Here is a 24042-nt window from a genome sequence, read left to right on the forward strand (position 1 = left end):
GATAATTTGGACCCTGATCCTGAACCGTTATATACTTCGTTATTAGTTTTTGATGTAATGCAAACCATTAACTTGATCATTTTGGTGGTTTTGTTGATTTTTTCTGCGCTTATTTCCGGTAGTGAAGTTGCCTTATTTTCTTTAACCTCAACAGACCTTAAGGACGAAGAAAATACTTCTAAAAGCCTTAGAATAATTTCTAGGTTGTTGGATAACCCCAAAAAATTATTGGCAACCATATTGGTGGCAAATAACTTTATCAATATTGCTATTGTATTACTGTTTGATTCTATTGGAGAAATATATTTTAAAGACCTTGATTATACATGGTTTGGATGGATTAACGTGCGATTTGTAGTCGAGGTCGGTGTAGCAACTTTTCTTATTCTGCTGTTTGGCGAGATTCTTCCAAAGATATATGCTAGCCGAAATAGAATAAAATTCTCAAAATTTATGGCCAAACCCTTGGCGATATTAGATTGGGGGCTTTCTCCGGTTAGCTTACCTATGAGAAAGATTACTGTTGGGATCCATAATCGATTAGGAAGGCAAAAATCAAATATTAGCGTCGATCAGCTGTCGCAGGCACTTGAGCTTACCTCTGATAAGGATACCACGGTCGAGGAGAAGAAAATACTTGAGGGGATTGTTTCGTTCGGAAATACTGATACCAAACAGGTCATGAAACCTAGAATGGACATTTTCGCCCTTAGCAATGCAGCTTCTTACAAAGAAATTCTTCCAGAAATTACAGAAAATGGGTATTCTCGCATTCCGGTGTATGAAGAAAGTATTGATAAAGTAGTTGGGATTTTATATGTAAAGGACCTTCTTCCGCATATCAATAAAACGAATTTTGATTGGCTTCCGCTATTAAGAGAGCCTTATTTTGTCCCCGAGAATAAAAAATTAGACGATCTGTTAAATGACTTTAAAGATAAAAAAAACCATTTGGCTATTGTTGTTGATGAGTATGGAGGTACAAGTGGATTGATTTCTTTGGAAGATATTATCGAAGAAATAGTAGGAGATATAAGCGATGAGTTTGATGATGAAGATTTGATATATTCCAAACTAGACGATAAAAATTATGTTTTTGAAGGTCGAACGGCACTCAAAGATTTTTATAAAGTTTTAAAGCTTGAAGATAATGGGATTTTTGAAGAAAAAAAGGGTGATGCCGAAACGATTGCAGGTCTTCTACTTGAGATATCAGGTAGTTTTCCGAAGCGAGGAGAAAAAATTGCTCTCGACCATTATTCATTTAAAATAGAGTCGTTGGATAATAAAAGAATAAAACAAGTGAAACTCACGATTAATGAAAAAGATAATGACTAGGTTTTTTATTTTGATTGGGCCCCTGTTACTACTATGCTCTTGCGGAGGTGAGGTGATTCCAAAACCGAAGGGAAAACTTCGATTAAGTTATCCAACGCCAAAATATATTGAAGTTGTGTCTGCGTGTCCATACACCTTCGAGAAAAATGATTTTTCTAAACTTCGAACGGCCCGAAGAAATAGAAGATGTTGGTACAATCTGGAGTACAACAAACTGAAGGCGACGATGTACATATCGTACTATGAAGTGCGAAACAATCTGGATTCATTATTACGAGATGCCCAAAATCTTACACAGGAACACGTTATTAAGGCTGATGGAATTTTACAGGAACCGTATGTCGACTCTGAAAATAAGGTATACGGAATGTTCTATGAGGTTACTGGAGATGCAGCTTCGCAATCGCAATTTTATCTTACCGATAGTCTAAAACATTTCATTGTGGGTTCGATATACTTTAATGTGAAACCTAACTATGATTCTATTCTTCCGGCAGCGGATTATCTTCGCAATGATATGAGACATCTTATGGAAACACTACGCTGGAAGGAATAAACAATAAATTATAGTTAATTTTTTTCCAAAAACATTTCGGCACAATAATAATTTTATAATTTTTGCAGCTCACGTAGAGGGAAATGCAAAACATAAAATTGAAATGGATTTATTTGATTATACTATCTCTTATATGGGGTAGTTCATTTATCCTTATCAAAAAATCTCTTATTGGTTTATCTCCATTGCAGTTAGGTGCTTTACGAACAGTATTCGCTGCTTTGTTTCTGTTTTCAATAGGATTTAAAAGTATTAAAACTATTCAGGGAAATGAGTGGAAATGGGTTGCTATTTCTGCTTTCGTAGGGACTTTTATACCAGCGTTTCTTTTCGCATTTGCCGAGACCGAGATCGACAGTGGTATCACTTCTATTCTAAATTCCCTAACGCCGCTAATTACTTTTGTGCTTGGAGTAGTTCTGTTTTCTATTCGGTTTAGCAAGAATCAGCTTATAGGAGTTATTATTGGGTTGATCGGTAGCATAGGACTTATTTGGGAAGGATCTATTATTAATCCACAACAAGATTATAGTTATGCTTTTTTGGTAATTATTGCAACTTTTGGATATGGGATTAATGTGAATATTATAAAGCGCCACTTACAACATGTTACTCCAATGGCAATTGCCAATGGTAATTTTATAGTTCTTGTTATACCGGCATTAATTGTATTGTATGCTTCGGATTTTTTTGCACTACGATTGTTTGTTGATCAAAGTGTGCAAAATAGTATTGCCTATATGGCAATATTGGCGGTACTAGGAACGGGTATTGCCAAACTCATGTTTAATAAGTTGATACAAATAAGCACTCCTGTATTTGCGAGTTCGGTTACTTATATAATGCCCATTGTCGCTTTAATATGGGGGTTATGGGATGGTGAGAAGTTCTCATTATACCAATTATTGGCTTCTTGTGTTATTATTTTTGGAGTTTATCTTACCAATAGAAATAAATAAAGGCCCGCTCTTTATTAAGAACAAGCCTCTATCATTATAAATTTGTTATTGTTTATTTGAAATCTTCGTCGGTTACCCCTTCATTGATTTTAATCTCTTTAATCTTAAATTCTAAAGCTTGAGGCCCAACAGTCATTTTGGTTACCTGCGGAAATTTAATGCCATTTACCTCTTTGTAATCACTATAAATTAATGTTGTAGTCATTTTTTGACCAGCCATTTCCTGAATAAGCTCATCTTTTATTTTTAAGCCACTTTCGGTATCAAAATAAGTAGTTTTTTTATCGCTCATTTTTAACTTATAGGCTTTTCCATCGCTGTAAGGCTCAACTCCTTCTAGAGTAGCTGTTGTGTTTTTTAACTCTGGAAACGGGAATACTTCTTTTTTAGCAGTATTCACTTGATCTTCGGTGTAATCAAGTTTTTGCCCTTGTTGCATGAAATAACCTTTACTTCCGTCAAAAACATTCTTACTCATAGAGTTTCCGTTAAACTGAACGTCGGTGATCGTTTGATTTTTACTTGTTACTTTCATCGTCATCATCAAAGCCATTCCATTCACAGAAGCATCAGAAGTTGAAAAGATAGATTTAACAGCTTCTAATTTGTCTTTACCCCCCATAGCTTTGAAGTAACTGTCAAGAACAGACTGTGCGGTTACCCCTTCTGGTGTTGCTGCATTATAATCGGGTTTTTCTGTTTTGTTACCGTACTTGTCGAAGTAGAAAACAGGTACTTTTTTTCCGTTGAAAGTAATCTTTTCAAGATTTTCGATCACATCACTTCCTTTGCCTGTTACAACCACACGTGCATTACTAGAGCTAAAATACTTTTGAGCTGCTTTTTGAACGTCTTGTGTAGTAATAGCATTTATATTTTCTAAATACTTTTTATAAAAATCTTTTGGTAGTCCTTCGGTCTCAATATTTAGAGCATATCTTGCAATAGTCTCTGGTTTTTCCAGATCCAGAACAAATCTACCAACGTATTTTGCTTTTGTATTTTTTAGTTCTTTATCTGAAACAGGTTCCTTGATGATACGGTCTACTTCTTTCAAAATTTCGACAACAGAACTATCTGTAACCATATTACGAACGCTTGCCGAAGCTCTGAATGTTGCTGGAGCATATTTGTCATCACCTAATCTAGAATATGATCCGTATGTGTATCCTTTATCTTCTCTTAGGTTTAAGAAAAGTCTGGCTTCACCACCACCCCCTAAAATCTGATTTGCCACGAATGCAGCAAGATAGTCTGGGTCCTTCATTTTAAGATCTACCAGATTTTGCACAGCAATTTCAGATTGTACTGCATTAGGAACATCAACAAAATTGATCTGTGTGTACTGAGTGTTAGCTGGTTTTGAAAAAGTAAAAGAAGGAACTGTTTTTTTGGTCCATGAAGTAAAGTTTTTGTTTATCAGTTTTTTTACTTCATCAAATTTTACATCCCCAACAATAATCATATAGGCATTGGTTGGCACAAAATAATTCGAATAGAATTTTTCTACATCTTCTAGAGTAACATTATTAACCGTCTCTTCATTAGTAAATTCTCCATAAGGGTGCTTTACTCCATAAGCTAAAACTCTTTGTACTCTAGAGGCAATTGATTTAACATCTTTCTCTTGGGTTTTTAGTCCGGTAAGTAGTTTTGCCTTCTCTTTTTCGAATTCTTCTTGAGTAAAATTAGGGTTAATAGCCGCATCTGCCATAAGTTCTAATATTCTTGGGAAATATTTTGATAAAGAAGATGCAAAAGCGCTTTGTGATCCAAAATTTATTCTAGCTCCTAGGAAATCTACCTCTTCATTAAAATCGTCTTTAGAAATTGATTTAGATCCGTTTCCTAAAAGACTCGAAGTTAGGATTGAAGTTCCGGACTTATCTCCTTCTAATATGGGTAAATTATCTATTTGTAATTGTACAGAAACTCTCGGAAGTTTATTGTTCTCTACAACTAGTACTTTTAATCCGTTGTCTAATTCAAAACGTTTTGCTTCTTTAAGATTTATTTCGGGAGAAGGTCCTGGTTTTGGCATCTTACTCCTATCTATTTGTGCATTTAGGTTTATGGTTATTAAAGCCAAAACCAATGTTATTATTATTCTTTTCATTTTGTTGATATTTCTTAGTTTTCAGCTTTTTTTCCTGGTAAATAATCGATAACGGCTCTTTGATTCGGTTTTAAATGTTTGTTTGCTACTTCTTTAATTTCTTCTCTTGTAATAGAACGATAAATGTCTATTTCTTTATTAATTAATGAAGTATCTCCGTATAACATATGGTATCTGGCCAATGAATTTGCAATTCCTTCAACGCTAGAATTAGAGTTTACGAACTGGTTTTCAAATTTGTTCTGTAATTTTTGATAATCTTTTTCAGAAATTAACTCATCTCTTACCTTTGCTACTTCCTCTTCCATTTCGGTCACCAAGGTTTCTAGTGGTACCTCTCCTACCGGGAGTGCAAAAACCAGATACATTCCATAATCTTCTTGTCCGATATTAAAAGCACCAACTTGCAGGGCTTGCTTTTGTTTATCGACCATCTTTTTATATAGTTTTGAACTTTTTCCGTCACTTAAATATGTAGAAATCATTTCTAATACATATGCATCTCGTTCTGTAAATCCAGGTGTTCTGTAAGCAATTGTTGCTGCTGGTACTTGTATATTGGGATCGTATGCCTTGGCATTAATTTGAGTTGTGATAGGTTCTTCTTTTGGATAATTTCGAACAATGTCTTCTCCTTTTGGGATAGCTCCAAAGTAGTCCTTAACAAGTTGTTTGGTTTTGTCAATCTCGATATCTCCAGCTACAACCAATACTGCATTATTTGGCACATAATACTTTTTATTATAAGCTATTACATCTTCTAGGGTTGCAGCATCCAAATCCTTCATGTATCCAATATTAGGATCCTTATAGGGGTGAACATTGAATAAATTTTTTCCTAAAACGGGCAAAATCTGACCGTATGGTGAGTTATCGTAACGTAGTCGTTTTTCTTCTTTTACAACTTCTTGTTGTGTGTCTACCCCTTTTTGGTCTATTACGGGATGTAGCATTCTTTCAGATTCCATCCACAAGCCAAGTTCAAGGTTGTTGGAAGGGAAGACTTCATAATAATAGGTTCTGTCTTGGGTTGTATTGGCATTGTTTTTTCCTCCATTAGAAGATACAATTTCAAACCATTTACCTCTTTCGATATTTTTCGTGCCTTCGAATAAAAGGTGCTCAAAGAAATGAGCAAATCCAGTTCTTCCTTCAGTTCGATCTTTTCCGCCTACATGATACATAACAGAAGTTGTTACTACAGGTGCAGTATTGTCTTGGTGCAAAATTACATGAAGACCATTATCTAGGTCGTACTCTGTATATTTTACTTCTTGTGCTCCTACAAATGCTGTCATCATAAGCCCACAAGCGATTGTGTAAAATTTATTTTTCATTAGTAAAATTTTGTTTTAGAAATATGTTTGTAAAGATCATACTTTGTTACAAATTTATCCAAAGAAATAATAAATTATGGATAGAAGACTGATAAACAATAAATTAACAAGCTTTTAAGGTTAAAAAACTCTTAATTTTCATACTTTTAATTGAGAATCTTTAAAGAAAAAATTATGAAAAAGTCTACTATCCCAGTAAAATATGGTGTTTTAATTGCTATCGGACTTATTGTTTATTTTTTAATTCTTTCACTTATTGGTGTTCAGACCAATCCTGTTTTCAGTTTAGGCAATGGTATTATAGTGGCATTTGGGCTTTATAAAGCTATGAAAGAGTACAAAAAAGAAAAAGGTAGTGATTTTGATTATCAAAAAGGGTTTATGGCTGGTTTATTTACAGGATTCAATGCAACTATTATATTCACAATTTTCTTTGCAATATATGTAACAAATATCAATACCAATTTTCTGCCAGAAATGCTGGCAAACTGGAGTTCTCATTATCATGTTGGCGTGGGAATAGTAGTATTTATTGCAGCAATTATGGGGTTTGCAACCACATTTGTACTTACCTTATCCTTTATGCAGTTATTTAAAGAAAGTTGGAATCCCAAAAAAAATCATAATTCTCCTCCTGTAGAAGCATAAAAAGATTTGTCTTTTAATTAATTAGCAGTATATTTGCACCCGCCTATTGAAAAATAGGAGATGTTCTAAAAAATAATTAATTAAACGTTACGCTATGTACGCAATTGTAGAGATAGCAGGGCAGCAATTTAAAGTTGCGAAAGACCAAAAAGTATTTGTACATCGTTTAGCAGGAGAAGAAGGAGACAAAGTTTCTTTTGACAAAGTTCTTCTTGCTGCAGATGGAGATAAAGTTACTTTAGGCGCCCCAGCTATAGATGGAGCTCAAGTAGGAGCGAAAATCACGAGACACCTAAAAGGTGATAAAGTTATTGTTTTCAAGAAAAAGAGACGTAAAGGATACCGTGTAAAAAATGGTCACCGTCAGGCTCTTACAGAAATCGTTATTGAAAGCATCGTAACTTCTGGAGCTAAAAAAGCTGCTCCAAAAGCAAAAGCTGTTCCAAAAGCAAAAGCTGAAAAAGAAGTGAAGGCTGCTCCAAAAGCAGAAACTAAAGCTGCTCCAAAAAAAGAAGCTGCTAAACCAAAAGCAAAAGCTGAAGATTTAAGCGCTAAAACAGTAGCTGAATTGAAGGAAATGGCTAAGGCTGCGGGAATTTCTGGAATTTCTTCTATGAAGAAAGCAGAATTAATCGAAGCTTTACAAGGAAAATAAAACAGCAACAGATAGCTCTGTTAGTATTAACAATATAAAACCTAAAGAAAATGGCTCATAAAAAAGGAGTTGGTAGTTCGAAGAACGGTAGAGAATCAGAATCGAAACGCTTAGGTGTAAAGATATTTGGTGGACAAGCTGCCGTGGCTGGTAACATCATTGTAAGACAAAGAGGTACAGCTCACAAACCAGGTGACAATGTTTACGCTGGTAAAGATCATACATTACATGCCAAAGTAGATGGTATTGTAAAGTTTACAAAAAAGAAAGATAATAAATCCTACGTTTCTGTAGTTCCTTTCGAGGCGTAAGGATCTTCCTTTGTAATATAAAAAAACCCTTTTCTACATTAGAAAAGGGTTTTTTTGTTGCTTAATTTCTTAATTGAAATCAATATCGCATATATTTTGTGTGGTATTCTTTTGATTTTCCAGTAATAGGTGATAGTTTTTTATGATGGTTGCCATTACACTTTTGTCACAATCTAACTCTTGGTTTTTTATAGTGCTCGATAATGTTTCTTTTCCTTCATAAGGTTGGTCGACAGATCTTTCGTCATAGGTTTTAAATAGGCATTTTATAGGTGTTTCATTATTAAAATAAACCCTATGTTCATCATAGGTCCAAATCTCGTTGGTAAAACCTTGATCTCGAGGTGTGCACTCATAATCCCAGGTCCAAGAGGTGTGTTCAAGGAAATAGAAAATTAATCTATTATCCCAGATATAGTAATGATAATTATAATTACTATGTCCTTGACTGAAGCTATAATTAATATATACTAAAGCATTATCGGTATAATAAAAACTCAGGTATGTTTCATGGAGTCCATTATCTTCACAATTGCCTTGAGTAATGATTTCACCAAGTTTCCTTTCTTCAAGTAATTCTGTAATAATGGCATACTTTTCTTTGATATCATTCATGCTGCCTTTTGTTTGGGCGCATAAAGGGATACTAAACAGAATTAATAGAAATAAATTTATGTTTAGTCTCATGTTCAAAAGTGTATTAAACGAATTTCCTAAATTTACAATACCAAATTCATAAATAGAATTAAAACCATGAAAACTTCAATGATCCATACACTATGGTGTACGCTTTTTTTTGTAGTTGTTAATTTTCAAGTTTCGGGACAAGAGATCCCTAAGTACGACTACCTTGAGGTAATTGTTATTCAAAAAGCAAACAATAGTGGAAAAGTGAAGAGAATAAAAGTCGAAGAACAACAATCTTTAGAAGGAAAACAAATTACGATTAAACAATTGGAAAAGTTAGGAAATACCTCTGATTTATTAAATTTCATGAATCAGGCCAACTGGGAGTTTGTAGACAGACAATCTATAGTCTCTGAAGAAAATGATCCTGTTTGGATGAGTTATATTTTTAGGAAGAAAAAGTAAAATAAAGCCCAAGATAGATAGAAACCTATCCTGGGCTTAAGTATAAAATTCAAGAATCTATTCTCCCTCTATATTTTTAATATTGTCGTCATAAACTCTATCGATAAGAAGTTTTCTGGGATCGATAGCTGCTTTTACAGGTAACGAATCTGTTTGAAAAGTGAATTTGGTCTGATTTTGATTTATTTTTACTCTCTTTTCATATATCAATTTTTCTTCGGCACCATCTGCGAAAACACCGATATCGATCCAGTCATTAATAGGTACCTTGGTCTCGTTTCCTAGGCTATCTGCTTTAATTTTATAGGATTCGATAGTCATGGATACTTCGTACTTTCCATTGTCCAGCTTCTTATAAGAAGATTCCTTCAAACGGTTATCATACAAGGTTATTTCTTTAAACCAATCTTTGATAAGATATTGTAGCGAATCAGGAACTTGGGGTTCTAAATACTCAAGAAAATCAAGTGAAGATGGATAAGGGGGATGTTGATATTTGTATTTATCAAGAAACTCTTTCATTGCAATATTTACTTTTTCTTCACCTATATAATCTTGTAATGCGTATAGAATTACGCTTCCTTTTCCGTAATGAATATAGGGTTGGTTTTCTACTTTGTATAATGGTAATTCTTTTTCTATTTCCCTACTACGGCCCGTTAGGTATCGATTGTGATCATACTTCAGGAACTCTCGCATTTTCATTGGGGTTTTGGCAATACTTTTTAAAGTCATAAGAGATGAATACTCTGCAAAACTCTCACTCATCAGGGTTCCTCCCTGCATATTTGCGCCAACCACCTGATGTGCCCACCATTGGTGACCCATTTCGTGTGCGATTACAGCGTCAACCACATTATTGCCGGTCTCATCTTCTAGATTAATTACAAAACCAATGGCTTCAGAATAAGGCATTGTTCCGGGAAATGCTTGGGCAAAACTGGCGTATCTTGGAAACTCTATTATTCTACATTGTTTATGATAATAGGGTCCAAAGTTTTTGGTGTAATACTCTAACGATCTTTGTACTGCATTCAACATCATTTCAACATTCCATGGGTGTTTAGAATCATAATAGACTTCAATATCAACACCGTTCCATTTTCTTGTGGCGATTTCATATCTGGCAGAGATGAAGGAATAAAAATTTTGAGATGGCTGATCTACCTTGTAATGATAATAATTTCTGTTGTTTTCTTTCCATTTTCGCTGTAATGAGCCAGGGGCAATTGCAACTTGATCATGTGCCGTAGAAATTATGGTTTCTACATTAATGTAATCCGAACGTCCATCGGTTAGATAATTGTTCATATGAAAATGATTAGGACCTTTCTGTAACTTGGGTGCTCTTGACTTGGGAGGTAAATCATATTTCTTACGAAGGTTTTTTTCAGATAATTCTATTCGTTCATTATAACCTAAAACAGGAAGTATTTCGAAATTGTTAAGGAATGTTCCGTTTTGTATAACTCTTGTATTTCCTCTGTTATTTTTAAAACCTTTGGTGGTATACTTATTATTAATTTCGATAGTAATAGTTTCTTTGGGAGCTAATGGTGTATCAAGTTTGTAAATTAGATACCCAAAATCTTTATCCTCAAGTACTAATTTGGACTTTGGAATGCTAAATGTGGTTTTCCATTCATCATCTATATTGAAATGTAATGAATCAATCGGAACGTCATTTTCATTAGTTAGCTTTATAATTGCTCTTGTATCTACATTTCTTTGATAAGGATAAATGTCTATGAAGTATTTTACATCTTTGACTTTTGGAAGTTTTATGTCTTTATACTTCTTGAACTTTTTCTCATAAGCTGCAGATAGCGCTTCTAGCTCATCAGATGTTTTATATGGATTTAATATCTGAGTATTGTAATACACAAATCCCGCAACGAGCATCCAAGCAAAAGTTGTAATCGCGATAGATAAGCGATATTTCTTAGGGACTTGTTTTTTGGCAATCTTTATTCTGTCTAGTAGTGAACTTGTTGCTCCACGGTTCCATAAAGCCCCTGCAACAAGAAGACATAGAAATGAGAATAATATCCAATAAATCCCGAACCAAAAAGCTCCTTTTACGCCAGGGCCAAACGCGTTCATATCAGAATATTCCAAAGAAGGTCTATCACCAATAGTAAGCATGTTTGTTTCAATATCAAAAATGCTTAATAGCAAGGCCAAAACGAAAATCATGAGGATTGATACAAAGTAACCAATGTACTTATTGTTAAGTAAGACTTGAATCATGATCATAACGCCACTCCAGACAATATAAATAGGTAGGTTGCTATAGATAAAATCTAGAAAATACACATCTAGTTCGATACGAGTATACCCGTTTACCACTTGATATATCACCCCGCATAAAATGAAGAAGATTTGTAAAATAACAGTAATTCCTACTAGAGATAGTGCTTTTGCTGCTAGCGAAATAAAGGATGTATGAGCGGTTGCGTCAATGACTTCATTAATCTTGCTTTCTCGATCTCTCCAGACCAATTCACCACTAAAAAAAACCAATATAATCACGGTATAGATAGCCGTATTATCATTAATTGAGTCAATTAATTTGTAAGTAAGAGGGTAAGATTTTAGTCCGAAGTATTCAAAACCTCCCGCAAGATCTGCAACCAAAATTATAGCACTAAATAAAAAAAGGATTTTGAAAGTTACGCTCTTTATAATACTTAGGAAATTTGTATAAAAGAAACTTCTGAACTGAATCCATTCTGTTTTTCCAGAGAATTGCGGGTTAATTTTTGGTAGCGAAAACACTTTCTTTTCTACAACGTCTTCTTTTTCTATCATTTTTACCTTCTTATTCTTTTCTTTAAATGAAAAAGTGAAGTAAGAAATCAAAAGAATGATAATACCAATTGTAGTCCATAATAGCCTATTTTGAACTAATATGCCATTAAAACCTGGACTAATCGTATTTTTTTCTGATGGTGTAAAGTATTTGGTATCTACCGAATAGGTTCTGATACCAAACATATCGGTAAGGGCAGCTATGGTTTCATTATCAATATCAGATGTAAGTGTTCCCGAGACAATATAGCCAATAATGATTATTAACGCGCCCACAAAGGAGATTACAGTACTTTTCCATTTATGTGCCATTGTATAAATTATGGTTCCGGCAAAAAACATATTTGGAAGAATAAATAATAGGTAATTATTTATAAAAGTTTGAAGGTGAAAATCACCAAATCGGTCAGCATCCATCCATCCTAAAGAAGGAGCAATTGCAGTTCCTATGATTGATCCTAAAAACACACCTAACATTGGTATGGTTGAAAGCAAAAGCGCGCCGAAGAATCTTCCAAAGAAATAACCCGGTTTACTTAAAGGTGTGCTAAATAGAATTTCATTAAAACCATTGTTGTGATCTCGTAAAGCGGCATTATTAAAAAATGCTGCAGCGATCATTAATCCAAAAATGGTCATAACTGAAGTATACAGCGTAATCGTGTAAGGGGAGTTTCTATAAATATTACCAATAGAACCGCCTATTTGTATGTTATCACTTGCTGTAGCTCCAAAAACCATTAAAGTCATCAATAATAGCATGATATACACCATAGGTTGTTTTAGTGTATATTTTAGTTCTGATATGAAGAAGTTTTTAAACATAATCTCGAATTTAATGGTTAAACGATAACATTATCTGTGTTGATTTTAGAAAAGAACACATCTTCGAGATTGGGCCTTACTTGTTCAAAACCATTAGCTGGATTAGAATCACTATAAACATGGATTAAAGGTTTTCCCCCGACCATTTTGTTCGAAATAATACTATATTCATTGGCATACCCTTCCAACTCTTCAAGTTTTATTATTTTTTGATATACTTTACCTTCTAATTCTTCTATGGCAGTATCCGGAGAACCTTGATATACTATTTCCCCAAAGTTCATAATTGCCATTTTTGTACAAAGTTCTCTTACATCGTCAACGATATGGGTAGAAAGAATGACGATCACATCCTTACCTACATTGGCCAAAAGATTGTAAAAGCGATTTCTTTCTCCAGGATCCAAACCAGCTGTAGGTTCATCTACAATAATTAACTTAGGATTACCAATAAGTGCCTGTGCGATCCCTATTCGTTGCTTCATTCCGCCAGAAAAACCTATTACACTTTTTTTGCGTTTATCATACAAATTAACCTTATCCAAAAGATATTTCACCATCTCTTTACGTTCACTGGATTTGGTAAATCCTTTAAGTATAGCTAAATGATCTAATAATTGCTCTGCAGTAATTCTTGGATACACTCCAAACTCTTGTGGTAAATATCCTAGTACTTTTCTAAGCTCTGCAGGCTGATTAATAATGTCAATATTATCAAGGGTTGCTGTTCCTGAGTCTGGTTCTTGTAACGTTGCCAGTGTACGCATTAGAGATGATTTCCCCGCTCCGTTTGGTCCCAACAATCCAAACATTCCATTTTCTAGTTCTATTGATACATTGTCTAATGCTTTTACTCCATTAGGATAGGTTTTGGAGAGATTTGTGATTTTTAGTGTGCCCATAAAATGTTACTTGTTTTTGATTGTTTTTAATATGACGATGTGTATGACATTTCGTTACAAGGTAATTTTTAGAAGTATGTGACTCAATATAAATACAAAAAAATGCATTCTGTCCATAAAGACAAGAATGCATTCTTTTAAAGCTAGTAAAGCAACCTAAAAACCTGAGATCACTTTATATATTATTTTAATATCGGTAATATTCTGGCTTGAATGGTCCTTCGACCGTTACACCAATATATTCGGCTTGTTCTGGCCTTAGCGTTTCTAATTCAGCTCCAAGACGTGCCAAGTGTAATTTTGCTACTTTTTCATCAAGATGTTTTGGTAGCATATATACTTCGTTTTTATAATTTTGGGAATTGTTCCAAAGTTCAATCTGTGCCAATGTTTGGTTGGTGAAAGAGTTACTCATTACAAAACTTGGATGTCCCGTTGCACAACCAAGATTTACCAAACGACCTTCTGCAAGAATAATAATATCTTTACCATCAATAGTATATTTATCAACTTGCGGTTTAATTTCGTCCTTTGTGTTTCCGTAGTTGTCATTTAACCAAGCCATGTCAATCTCGTTATCAAAGTGACCGATATTACAGACAATAGCTTTATCCTTTAACGCTTTAAAGTGTTGCGATTGTACAATATCTTTGTTACCAGTAGTTGTGATTACGACATCAGCATTTCCAATTACAGTATCCAATTTTTTCACTTCATAACCATCCATTGCTGCTTGCAGAGCACATATCGGATCAATTTCAGTAACAGTAACGATAGATCCAGCACCTCTAAAAGAAGCGGCAGTACCTTTACCCACATCACCATATCCACAAACAACTATTCTCTTACCAGCAAGCATAGTATCGGTAGCACGACGAATGGCATCTACAGCACTCTCACGACATCCATATTTATTGTCAAACTTAGACTTGGTTACAGAGTCATTTACATTAATTGCGGGCATTGGTAAGGTTCCGTTTTTCATTCTTTCGTATAAACGGTGAACCCCTGTAGTCGTCTCTTCAGATAAACCTTTAATATCATCTACTAATTCTGGATATCTGTCAAGTACCATATTGGTAAGATCCCCACCATCATCAAGGATCATGTTTAGTGGTTTTCTATCTTCACCAAAAAACAATGTTTGTTCTATACACCAATCAAACTCTTCTTCGTTCATACCTTTCCAAGCATAAACAGGGATACCTGCATCAGCAATTGCGGCAGCAGCCTGATCCTGAGTCGAGAAAATATTACATGAACTCCAGGTGACCTCTGCTCCTAGTGCGACAAGAGTTTCGATTAGGACTGCAGTTTGGATGGTCATATGAAGACAACCAGCGATACGTGCACCTTTAAGAGGTTGCTCGTCTTTATATTCTTCACGAAGCGACATTAGTCCAGGCATTTCGGCTTCTGCCAATTCAATTTCTTTTCTTCCCCAAGCGGCTAATGAAATATCTTTCACTTTGTAAGGAACATAAGGTGCTGTTTTGGTACTCATAAATAGTTTATTTTATGTTTATCAATTGTGCTCTAGTATTTGGCACTAATTTGTTCTAAATTCGTTTTTCTGAAAAATAAAGAATTATTTTCTCAAATTTCAGTTTGCAAAGGTACGTAATAACTTTAAGAATCTAAATGCCTCTTTACAAAACTATAACAGTAGATAAAGGTACTAATGTGTTGATTTGGAAGATCGAAGAAACCTATGAGTCACTTTGTAAGGGAATCGAACTTACACAACATTGCCAGAATCGTGTTGATAACATGAAATCAGAAATACATCGCCGGGGTTTTATGAGTGTTCGGCATTTATTAGGTGTCATGGGGTACACAGATCACGATTTGTTTTATGATGAATTTGGGAAACCACATCTTAAAGATGGGAAACATATATCTATAACTCATTCTTTTGAATTCGCAGGGATTATTATAAGTGATAAAGAAATTGGGATTGATATTGAAAAACAGCGTGAAAAAATTCAAATAATTGCGCACAAGTTTGTTAACAAGGCAGAAAGCAATTATCTAGAAGAAAATGATCTCGATAAAATCAGGGCATTAACGATTCTTTGGGGAGCCAAAGAATCGTTGTATAAACTATACGCAACACCTGGATTAAGTTTTGAAGAGCATATTTATATTTCGGCATTTAAGTTGGACTATCCTTTTGTTTTTGGGACAATTAATTACCAAGATAAAATTAGTCATTATGGTCTTGCTTTTATAGAATTTGAAGGATATACGTGCGTATATGCGATGCCTTCTTTAAATGATGATTTTACATAGTTAATAGATCCGAAACAGGCAATAACATTTATCTTCGTATATTTTTAACAGTTAATTTATTTTGCGATATGCAAGTATCAATAGAACTTACGCTGACACCTCTTCAAAATGATTATGAATCACATATTATCAGGTTTATTAAGCGTTTAAGAGCTTCACAATTTAAGGTATTAGAAAATCCATTAAGTACACAGATTTACGGCGAGTATGATGAAGTAATGTCTTTCGTTACTAAAGAAATAAAAACAGCCTTTGGGGATATGGATCATGTTTTGGTATATATGAAAATGGTAAAAAGTAATCGAAGTGACTATGAGCCACATTTTTGATTATCTTTTTGGTCAGTATGAAGCATACTCGACTATAGACATTTCTTTAGAAGTAATTGCTGTAATTTTTGGTATTACTAGTGTCTTATGTGCATGGTTCAACAAAGTTTGGGTATACCCGACAGGAATAGTGAGTACAGCTATTTATGTTTATTTGCTATTGAAATGGTCGCTCTTAGGGGATATGATGATCAATGCATATTATTTTATAATGAGCATCTACGGCTGGTACATTTGGACACGTAAAATAGATGAAACTCATGTAACTCCAATTACACGTACAACTACAATAGAAAAAATAGTAGAAGTATTAATTTTTATGGGGACACTAATTTTTGTTTATGTGGTATATATTACTTTTGATAAATGGAATGATTGGACCGCTTATGTCGATACAGTAACTACAGCAATATTTTTTGTAGGAATGTGGTTAATGGCTCGACGAAAAATTGAAAATTGGATATTTTGGATTATAGGCGATATTATTTCTATTCCCTTATATTTCTATAAAGGCTTTACATTCACAAGCCTTCAATATGTAATTTTTACTATCATGGCAATTTTTGGATATCTGGCATGGAAGAAAACCTTAGACAACAGAGTAGTAATTGCATAAAGGTCGTACTTTTTGGACCCGAATCTACCGGTAAAACAACACTGGCAAAGCAATTGGCGAAACATTATGAAACTAATTGGGTTCCCGAATATATGCGTGAATATCTTCAGGAAAAATGGAATAAGAAAAAAGAAGTTTGTACATACAGCGATCTTCTGCCTATTGCTACAGGTCAGATGAGTTTGGAAAACGAATATGCAAAAACGGTAGATAAGCTGTTATTTTGTGATACTAACCTTTTGGAAATAAAAGTATATGCCGAAGTATACTATCATGGCAAAGTGCCCGAAACCTTAAATAAAATTTCATTAGAAAATGTTTATGATTTGTATCTTTTAACTTATATTGACACCCCTTGGATCGCTGATGATTTAAGGGACAAACCCCACCATAGAGAAGAAATGTTTTCAAGATTTAAAGAATCTTTGGATAAACATGATATTCCTTATATAACTTTGAAGGGAGACAAAAACTCTCGATTACAAGAAGCAATAAAGATCATTGATCAATTAATAGAACAAAAAAGTGAACATAACAGATAAAGATATTAAGTTAATTAAGTCAAAAGGACTAACAGTAGATAAAGTACTTTCTCAAATTGAAATTTTTAAAAACGGAATTCCTTTTGTTGCCCTGCGAAGTGCTGCAACTTTGGATAATGGTATTTTAAAATTTACCGAACACTACCAGTCCGAATTAACCAAACTTTATGATGCCAGGGTTTCAAATTTGGAGACCATCAAATTTGTTCCGGCTTCTGGAGCAGCCACACGTATGTTTAAGGAGTTATTTAAATTTCTTGATAATTATGATTTTGAGAAAGAGAGTCTGAACTCATATACCAATCATGAAAAAGCGAATGCTATAAGACTTTTCTTAATAGGTCTTGAAAAGTTTCCTTTTTATGATACAGTTATGGAAAAAATAAAAAGTGCCTATCCTAAGTTCGAATCTTTAACTGAAGGTAGACAGTTGCATATTTTTGTTGAAATGATGCTCAAAGAGAAAGGGTTGAACTATGGTGATTTTCCAAAAGGGTTGCTGCCCTTTCATAAATATAGCTCTAGCACGGCAACTTCATTCGAAGAACATCTTTATGAAGCAGCGGGATATAACACAAATGATAAAGGAGAGTCGAAACTTCATTTTACAATTTCCAAGGACCATTTAAGTGGTTTCAAAGATGAATTTGAGCGAATTAAGAAAAAGGTAGAGGAAAAAACCAATACTCGATTTAGTATCACATATTCTTTTCAAAAAGCCGAAACCGATACAATTGCAGTTACCGAAGACAACGAACCTTTCAGAACAGAAGATGAGTCATTGTTGTTTAGACCAGGAGGGCATGGTGCACTTATCGAGAACCTTAATGACCTCGATGCAGATATAATTTATATTAAAAACATTGATAATGTGGTGGTGCGCAAATATCAAGATGAAGTTTCTGGTTATAAGAAAGTATTGGCAGGGAAATTACTCGAAACTCAAGATGAAGTATTTAGAATTTTAAATGCCTTAGACCAAAATAACCCTACAAATGCAGAATTAAAAGATATTAAGAAATTTTTGGTACAGCAGCTTAATGTTCGATTGCCGCTGGACTTTGATAAATTCTCTGAAAAATTTAAACTAGAATTTTTAAGAGAATCTTTGAATAGACCAATAAGAGTTTGTGGTATGGTAATTAATGAAGGAGAACCGGGAGGGGGTCCCTTTTGGATCAAAAAAGAGAATGGAAGATTGGTATTACAAATTATTGAGTCTCCTCAAATTAATAAAAGAGATAATCGACAAAGAGAGATATTAGCAAGCTCTACTCATTTTAATCCGGTTGATTTGATTTGTGGGGTTAGAGATTATAAGGGAAATAAATTCAATTTGCTAGATTATATTGATCCCGATGCAGGATTTATTACTAAAAAAAGTATGAATGGGAGAGTGCTTAAAGCATTAGAGCTTCCAGGTCTTTGGAACGGAGCTATGGCCAATTGGATTAGTGTATTTGTTGAAGTTCCTCTTACAACATTTAATCCTGTAAAAACGGTGAACGATTTACTAAAATCTGCACATCAGGTAAAACTCTTTTCGTGAATACTTCAAAAGTCATAAACGAGTTAAAATTTAAAGCGATAAGAAGCTCTGGAGCCGGAGGGCAACATGTTAATAAAGTGTCATCAAAAGTCGAGGTTAGTTTTGATGTAACAACCTCAAAAGGACTTACCGAAGATGAAAAGCTACTTCTTATACAAAAGTTGGCATCGCGATTAACCAAATCAGGAGTGTTGGTTATACAGTGCAGTGATACCAGAAGTCAACATCGAAATAAAGAATTGGTGTTACAAAGAATACTTGATACACTTTCTGCGAATCTTCAGAAACCTAAAAAAAGAATACCTACCAAACCCTCAAAAGCGTCAATCAATAAACGCCTGGAAGGCAAGCAAAAATTATCTCTCAAAAAAGCAAATCGTAAAAAACCACTTTGGTAAACTTAATTACCACACAAAAGTGTGTAGAAATTCTACGCTTTTGTGTAGAATCCACGGTTTTCAACACTTTATGAATTATTCGAATTAAAAATTAAAACATTGATTATCAATGTTTTATGTTTTTTACTATAAAACCATACGATTTGGAACAATTATTACTATTTATTATGTGTTGATGTAATTCAATAACCCAATGAAAAAGTTACCAATGATAGTAGCAATAGTAGTAAGTATCTTTTCTGCACAGGGTGCAATAGCTCAAGATGAATTGGCCATTAATAATGGTAGTAGGTATCTGGATTATGATGAGCAACATGAATATACTGAAATCAATACTGTAGATTTACCTTTGGCGTTACAAGAAGCAGCAGCCAGAGATTTTACAAAACTAAGAATAGCAGAAGCTTATATATCAAAGGACTATACATATAAAGTCTTTTTGAGAGATCATAACGATAATACAAAGATTGTATTTGCAAGCGCTAATGGCGAATGGATAGAGCCAAACGACAATAAATCTTAAATCTAGGGGTAGAAAAAGGATATCGTTTTGCAACCAAGGACGATATAAAGTTGTTTAGTGCTAAAAAAGAGACTCACTCCCAAGGGTCTCTTTTTTTATGTTTTTATCTATACAAAGTGTTTTTAAATTGTAATTTTATACTGTGGTTATTTGAGTAAATAAATTATAGGATATGTCTAAAATACTTATTATTGAAGATGACGTTGCTTTTTGTACAATGCTCAAGACTTTTTTGCAAAAAAAAGAATATGAAGTTGAAACTGCATTTTCTGGTAACGAAGCTATCCCTAAAATCAGACAAGACTTTTTTAATGTTGTATTAACCGATGTGAGATTACCAGACCATGACGGTATAACTTTACTAGAAGAAATATTAAAGCATAACCCCGGTACACAGGTAATTATTATGACTGGATATGCAGAGATTAATATGGCTGTTAATGCAATCAAACAAGGAGCATTTGATTATATATCCAAGCCATTTAATCCAGACACAATATTACAAACGATTGAAAAGGCCTTAGGGTCAAAAAGTAATACCACCGAGGTTAAAAAGGTAAAAACAGCTCCCAAAAAGACCAATAATGATAACCATTCGTTTGTGAGAGGAGTTAGCGATGCTTCCAAAAAACTTAATGAATATGTTGCCCTAGTAGCACCAACCAAGATGTCAGTTTTGGTTGTCGGTGATAGTGGTACAGGTAAAGAATATGTTGCCAGTAGTATTCACAAGGCCAGTAAAAGATCAGAAAAACCATTTGTAGCGGTAGATTGTGGTGCTGTACCTAAAGAAATAGCATCTAGTGAATTCTTTGGGCATATAAAAGGGTCCTTTACTGGTGCGGTAAATGATAAAGTTGGACATTTTGAAGCAGCCAATGGCGGAACCCTGTTTTTAGACGAGATTGGAAATCTAAGTTATGAACTACAGGTACAATTGTTAAGAGCGCTTCAGGAAAGAAGAATTAAACCAGTGGGTAGCAATAAAGAAATTGAGGTTGATATTAGAGTGATTGCGGCTACCAATGAAGATTTAAGTAATTCAGTAAAAGAAGGTGATTTCAGAGAAGATCTTTATCATAGACTTAATGAATTTACTATTAAGGTACCTCCTCTTAAAGATAGAATTGAGGATTTAATGCTTTTTGCTAATCATTTCCTTGAAGAGTCAAACATGGAATTAGATAAGAATGTAGTAGGATTTGCAGATGAAGTATTGGAGGTTTTTAAGAAGTATGAATGGCCGGGAAACCTGAGAGAGCTAAAAAACATTGTAAAACGTTCTGTTTTACTTTCACAAAAAGATATGATTACTCTCGATATTTTACCTAATGATATAGCCTATGCTACGCAAAATGCAAAACATACCTATGGGTTGTTTAAAAATCAAAATGAACAGGAACTTATTCTGGACGCATTAGAAAAAGCAAATGGAAATAAGGCCAAGGCTGCCAGAATGCTCTCTATTGATCGTAAAACATTATATAATAAGTTAAAACAATACGATATTAGCCTTTAGTGCTCTACTTTTAGTTTTCCGATTAGGTCTTCTATCTTTAATATCCCTTCTTTGGTTAACAATAGTGTAGATTTTTCATCAAGTTCATATTGATCCGGGTGTTCTAGTTTTTCTAATATAGGAACTACTTCTTTTGCTTTGATCTGTTTAAACATTGGAAGCATCTTATGTGCAATTTTTTTAATACTAAGAACATCTTTTTGTGAAATTCGGGTTTTTAACTCAGCCACGTTGTTAACGGTACTTTCATAAAATGTGTCCAAAATTGCGTATAAAGAGTCAGAGTCTCCATGTGCAAAAAGCATTAGATCACCAAGAGAATATGCTTGATTTGGGTCTTCCTCTTGAACATCAGCGTCCTGATATTTTACCAGATCTACGCTCAAAATATCGGCAATAAGGTCTATTAACTCTTTAGGGGCATACGGTTTTCTTAAACTTCCCGAAAACCCAGCTTCTTGGTATTCGGTAAAAGATGTATCGGTTCTTCCAGACAATGCAATTACAGGCAAATCTTTATAAGTAGTATTATTTTTTATTGCTTTCAGAAACTCAAAGCCATCCATTTTTGGCATCTGAATATCGGTAAGAACCAAATCATACATATTCTTTTGTAAAAGCGAAATAGCTTTAAGCCCATTTTCACAAACATCATAGGTTAATCCTGCAAGAGTGGCTACTTCACTTGTTAGTGCTAATTGACTAGGGTCATCATCTACGATAAGCACCTTTTTATTTGAGAAATTTTGTATTTCCAAGACTTCATTTTCTTCTTCTGGAGCTAAAGAATTTGAAAGTTTGATAGGAATGTAAATTGTAAATTCACTGCCAATGTTTGGCTCACTTTTCAGTGTAATTTTACCATTAAGGAGCTTTATTATTTTTTTTGTGATAGCAAGACCAAGTCCAAAACCTCCATACCTTTTCTCGGTGTCTTCGTCTCCTTGAGAAAACTCTTCAAAAATACGCTGTTGTTGTTCTTTTGTGATACCAATACCAGTGTCTTTTACCGCGATTACTAATTGCTTTTCTGCCAGTCCATTTTCTATTATTTTACTTTCGATAGTTATAGACCCTTCATCAGTAAATTTGTAAGCATTGTTTACAAGATTTGTTAATACTTGTTTAATTCTAAAAGGATCGCTTAGGTATTGCTTTTTTAATTGATCATCTGTATTTATAAAAACATCCAGATTTTTTTTGTCATTGATTGGAATGACACTCGAGATGGTGTTTTCAATTAACTTTTTAGGAGAAAAAGGTAGTTCTTCAATCACCATGCGACCAGCTTCTAATTTCGATAAATCAAGTAAGTCATTTACCAGGTGAAGGATATAATCTGATGATTTTTTTAAATGCCCCAGATAATGCTTTTGTTTGTTATTTAATCCCGTTCTTTCTAATAAATCCGAGTAACCAATAACAGTATTTAATGGCGAGCGTAAATCATGTGTTACGGTATTTATTAACGATTCACGCGTTTTTAATAGTGATTCTGTATACGTTTTTTCGGCTTCAAGTTCATTACGATATTTTTGGCTTTTAGAAACATCTTTGGTAATCAAAAACAAGAAAATGATTGCAATAAATAAACTTATTCCAGCTATAATGATGATAATATTCGAAGTAGTTCTTAATACTTCACTAGAGGCATCCAGACGTGCAAAATATTGATTTCTTTCATTACGTTCTATTGCAGCCAGAAGGTCCCTTAATTGTTTTGTAATGATTTGATCATTCTTAAGAAGATTGTCTTCTTTTATGGATATCTCACGTTTATACTTTTTATCTTTTTGTTCGAGTTCTGCCAGGACTTGTTTAACAGATGTAGCAAGCGAGTCAACGGTTTGATTGGTTAATCGTTGGGCATTATCTTTTTTTGTATATTCTAGAATATCGATAAGAGCTCTTCGGGTACGGGCATCATACTTTTTGAATCTTTCATCATAGTTTTCATATCCTCCAAAGCTTTTATTTACTTTTTTTAACTCTTCAATTGCAGTTTCATAAAGCCCTTTTTGTTTTCGTTGCTCATAGATTTTTATGAGGGCTTCAAGGTTGTTGTTTTTACTATCAATTAGAAACTTGATGCTATCGATTTTTTTAGTTTGCAAGGTGTCGTCAGAAATTTCTGAAACTTTATTAATCGTTTTGAGTATTGTGTCTATTTTTGTTTTATAGGTTTTAAATTTTGCAACGTCGGAAGTTTGAATGATGTTTCTGGTTAAACTTTCTGCTTCGTACAATCCTGTAATTGCTTCTCCCACAAGGAATAGCTTTTCATTATTTTCACTTTTTATTTCAGTGATTTGAGTATAATTAGTTATTTGTTTATAAATCACCCAAAAAGCAGTAACGGCGAGTACTCCTGCAAGAAGATAACCTGCAATAATTTTAAAAGTAATCGATCTTTTTGTGTTTTTCATTTCTTAAGGTCCTTAATACTATAACTAAAAAAACTAAAAAGCATTGTTTATAGGTTATTATAGCAAATAAATTTACGATAAATCAATAAAACATAGTATTTTTGCGCCCAAATCTCAAAGGGGTGCTTTTTTGCAGTTTTGAATTTTAAGTTAAAAGTGTTGAGTGTTTTACTTTAACATTTAAAACTTATCACTTAAGACTTTTAAGGGCTGAGATCATACCCGATGAACCTGGGCGGGTAATGCTGCCAAGGGAGGCCGAGCGTGAAGAAAATGTCCACCGGACATTTTTAGCGAA

General features: G+C 33.9%; 22 protein-coding genes. 15 read left to right on the forward strand and 7 right to left on the reverse strand.

The window, feature by feature from the left end; genetic code table 11:
• Window positions 1-6 precede the first annotated feature (6 nt).
• The 3 genes from U6A24_RS18990 to U6A24_RS19000 all read left to right on the forward strand — a co-directional run bounded on the left by U6A24_RS18990 (window position 7) and on the right by U6A24_RS19000 (window position 2853).
• Window positions 7-1338, forward strand: coding sequence for a gliding motility-associated protein GldE (locus U6A24_RS18990; RefSeq protein ID WP_324181592.1), 1332 nt, complete (start codon window positions 7-9; stop codon window positions 1336-1338).
• On the forward strand, window positions 1319-1894 hold the full coding sequence (gldD, locus tag U6A24_RS18995; protein WP_324181593.1) for a gliding motility lipoprotein GldD: 576 nt from the start codon (window positions 1319-1321) through the stop codon (window positions 1892-1894). The genes U6A24_RS18990 and gldD overlap by 20 nt, the downstream gene beginning before the upstream one ends.
• An 83-nt stretch (window positions 1895-1977) precedes the next feature.
• The gene (locus U6A24_RS19000) at window positions 1978-2853 is read left to right on the forward strand and encodes a DMT family transporter (protein ID WP_324181594.1); all 876 of its coding nucleotides are present in this window, start codon (window positions 1978-1980) and stop codon (window positions 2851-2853) included.
• A 52-nt stretch (window positions 2854-2905) separates the two neighbouring features.
• On the opposite strand, the gene U6A24_RS19005 is transcribed toward U6A24_RS19000, so the two are convergent.
• On the reverse strand, window positions 2906-4969 hold the full coding sequence (locus U6A24_RS19005) for a M16 family metallopeptidase (protein ID WP_324181595.1): 2064 nt from the start codon (window positions 4967-4969) through the stop codon (window positions 2906-2908).
• 14 nt (window positions 4970-4983) lie between these two features.
• Complete coding sequence (locus U6A24_RS19010) at window positions 4984-6306, reverse strand: M16 family metallopeptidase (RefSeq protein ID WP_324181596.1); 1323 nt, start codon at window positions 6304-6306, stop codon at window positions 4984-4986.
• Window positions 6307-6480: 174 nt separating this feature from the next.
• On the opposite strand from U6A24_RS19010, the gene U6A24_RS19015 reads away from it, so the two are divergent.
• The 3 genes from U6A24_RS19015 (at window position 6481) to rpmA (ending at window position 7920) form a co-directional block, all read left to right on the forward strand.
• Window positions 6481-6954 (forward strand): DUF4199 domain-containing protein, encoded by a 474-nt coding sequence (locus U6A24_RS19015; RefSeq protein ID WP_324181597.1) that lies wholly within the window; start codon window positions 6481-6483, stop codon window positions 6952-6954.
• A 94-nt stretch (window positions 6955-7048) separates the two neighbouring features.
• Window positions 7049-7609 (forward strand): 50S ribosomal protein L21, encoded by a 561-nt coding sequence (gene rplU, locus U6A24_RS19020; RefSeq protein ID WP_324181598.1) that lies wholly within the window; start codon window positions 7049-7051, stop codon window positions 7607-7609.
• A 50-nt stretch (window positions 7610-7659) separates the two neighbouring features.
• Window positions 7660-7920: a 50S ribosomal protein L27 gene (gene rpmA, locus U6A24_RS19025; protein WP_324181599.1), complete on the forward strand. Its 261-nt coding sequence runs from the start codon at window positions 7660-7662 to the stop codon at window positions 7918-7920.
• 69 nt (window positions 7921-7989) lie between these two features.
• On the opposite strand, the gene U6A24_RS19030 is transcribed toward rpmA, so the two are convergent.
• Window positions 7990-8535 carry a hypothetical protein gene (locus tag U6A24_RS19030; protein WP_324181600.1) on the reverse strand — a complete coding sequence of 182 codons (546 nt, stop codon included), beginning with the start codon at window positions 8533-8535 and terminating at the stop codon, window positions 7990-7992.
• A gap of 150 nt (window positions 8536-8685) precedes the next feature.
• Between U6A24_RS19030 and U6A24_RS19035 the strand changes: the two genes are divergently transcribed.
• Window positions 8686-9012 carry a hypothetical protein gene (locus tag U6A24_RS19035; RefSeq protein ID WP_324181601.1) on the forward strand — a complete coding sequence of 109 codons (327 nt, stop codon included), beginning with the start codon at window positions 8686-8688 and terminating at the stop codon, window positions 9010-9012.
• A 57-nt stretch (window positions 9013-9069) separates the two neighbouring features.
• On the opposite strand, the gene U6A24_RS19040 is transcribed toward U6A24_RS19035, so the two are convergent.
• From U6A24_RS19040 to ahcY, 3 genes are all read right to left on the reverse strand, one after another.
• A complete protein-coding gene (locus U6A24_RS19040; protein WP_324181602.1) occupies window positions 9070-12648 on the reverse strand; it encodes a M1 family aminopeptidase in 3579 nt (1192 codons plus the stop codon).
• 17 nt (window positions 12649-12665) lie between these two features.
• Complete coding sequence (locus U6A24_RS19045) at window positions 12666-13550, reverse strand: ABC transporter ATP-binding protein (RefSeq protein WP_324181603.1); 885 nt, start codon at window positions 13548-13550, stop codon at window positions 12666-12668.
• A gap of 187 nt (window positions 13551-13737) precedes the next feature.
• The gene (ahcY, locus tag U6A24_RS19050; protein ID WP_324181604.1) at window positions 13738-15054 is read right to left on the reverse strand and encodes an adenosylhomocysteinase; all 1317 of its coding nucleotides are present in this window, start codon (window positions 15052-15054) and stop codon (window positions 13738-13740) included.
• Between the two features lie 137 nt (window positions 15055-15191).
• Here ahcY and U6A24_RS19055 point away from each other — a divergent pair, with 137 nt between their 5' ends.
• The 8 genes from U6A24_RS19055 (at window position 15192) to U6A24_RS19090 (ending at window position 21318) form a co-directional block, all read left to right on the forward strand.
• Entirely contained in the window at window positions 15192-15842 is a 651-nt protein-coding gene (locus U6A24_RS19055) for a 4'-phosphopantetheinyl transferase family protein (RefSeq protein WP_324181605.1), read from the forward strand.
• 68 nt (window positions 15843-15910) lie between these two features.
• The gene (locus tag U6A24_RS19060) at window positions 15911-16171 is read left to right on the forward strand and encodes a YkoF family thiamine/hydroxymethylpyrimidine-binding protein (protein WP_324181606.1); all 261 of its coding nucleotides are present in this window, start codon (window positions 15911-15913) and stop codon (window positions 16169-16171) included.
• The gene (gene pnuC, locus U6A24_RS19065) at window positions 16155-16787 is read left to right on the forward strand and encodes a nicotinamide riboside transporter PnuC (protein ID WP_324181607.1); all 633 of its coding nucleotides are present in this window, start codon (window positions 16155-16157) and stop codon (window positions 16785-16787) included. Before U6A24_RS19060 ends, pnuC begins: the two co-directional genes overlap by 17 nt.
• Complete coding sequence (locus U6A24_RS19070; protein ID WP_324181608.1) at window positions 16748-17329, forward strand: ATP-binding protein; 582 nt, start codon at window positions 16748-16750, stop codon at window positions 17327-17329. The genes pnuC and U6A24_RS19070 overlap by 40 nt, the downstream gene beginning before the upstream one ends.
• Window positions 17313-18878 carry a DUF4301 family protein gene (locus tag U6A24_RS19075; RefSeq protein WP_324181609.1) on the forward strand — a complete coding sequence of 522 codons (1566 nt, stop codon included), beginning with the start codon at window positions 17313-17315 and terminating at the stop codon, window positions 18876-18878. Before U6A24_RS19070 ends, U6A24_RS19075 begins: the two co-directional genes overlap by 17 nt.
• Window positions 18875-19276 (forward strand): alternative ribosome rescue aminoacyl-tRNA hydrolase ArfB, encoded by a 402-nt coding sequence (gene arfB, locus U6A24_RS19080; RefSeq protein WP_324181610.1) that lies wholly within the window; start codon window positions 18875-18877, stop codon window positions 19274-19276. The genes U6A24_RS19075 and arfB overlap by 4 nt, the downstream gene beginning before the upstream one ends.
• A 193-nt stretch (window positions 19277-19469) precedes the next feature.
• A complete protein-coding gene (locus U6A24_RS19085) occupies window positions 19470-19799 on the forward strand; it encodes a hypothetical protein (RefSeq protein ID WP_324181611.1) in 330 nt (109 codons plus the stop codon).
• Between the two features lie 172 nt (window positions 19800-19971).
• On the forward strand, window positions 19972-21318 hold the full coding sequence (locus U6A24_RS19090; protein WP_324181612.1) for a sigma-54-dependent transcriptional regulator: 1347 nt from the start codon (window positions 19972-19974) through the stop codon (window positions 21316-21318).
• On the opposite strand, the gene U6A24_RS19095 is transcribed toward U6A24_RS19090, so the two are convergent.
• On the reverse strand, window positions 21315-23744 hold the full coding sequence (locus tag U6A24_RS19095) for an ATP-binding response regulator (protein WP_324181613.1): 2430 nt from the start codon (window positions 23742-23744) through the stop codon (window positions 21315-21317). The two genes, U6A24_RS19090 and U6A24_RS19095, sit on opposite strands and share 4 nt — an antisense overlap.
• Window positions 23745-24042 lie beyond the last annotated feature (298 nt).

Source organism: Aquimarina gracilis, assembly GCF_035285365.1.
Classification (GTDB): domain Bacteria; phylum Bacteroidota; class Bacteroidia; order Flavobacteriales; family Flavobacteriaceae; genus Aquimarina; species Aquimarina gracilis.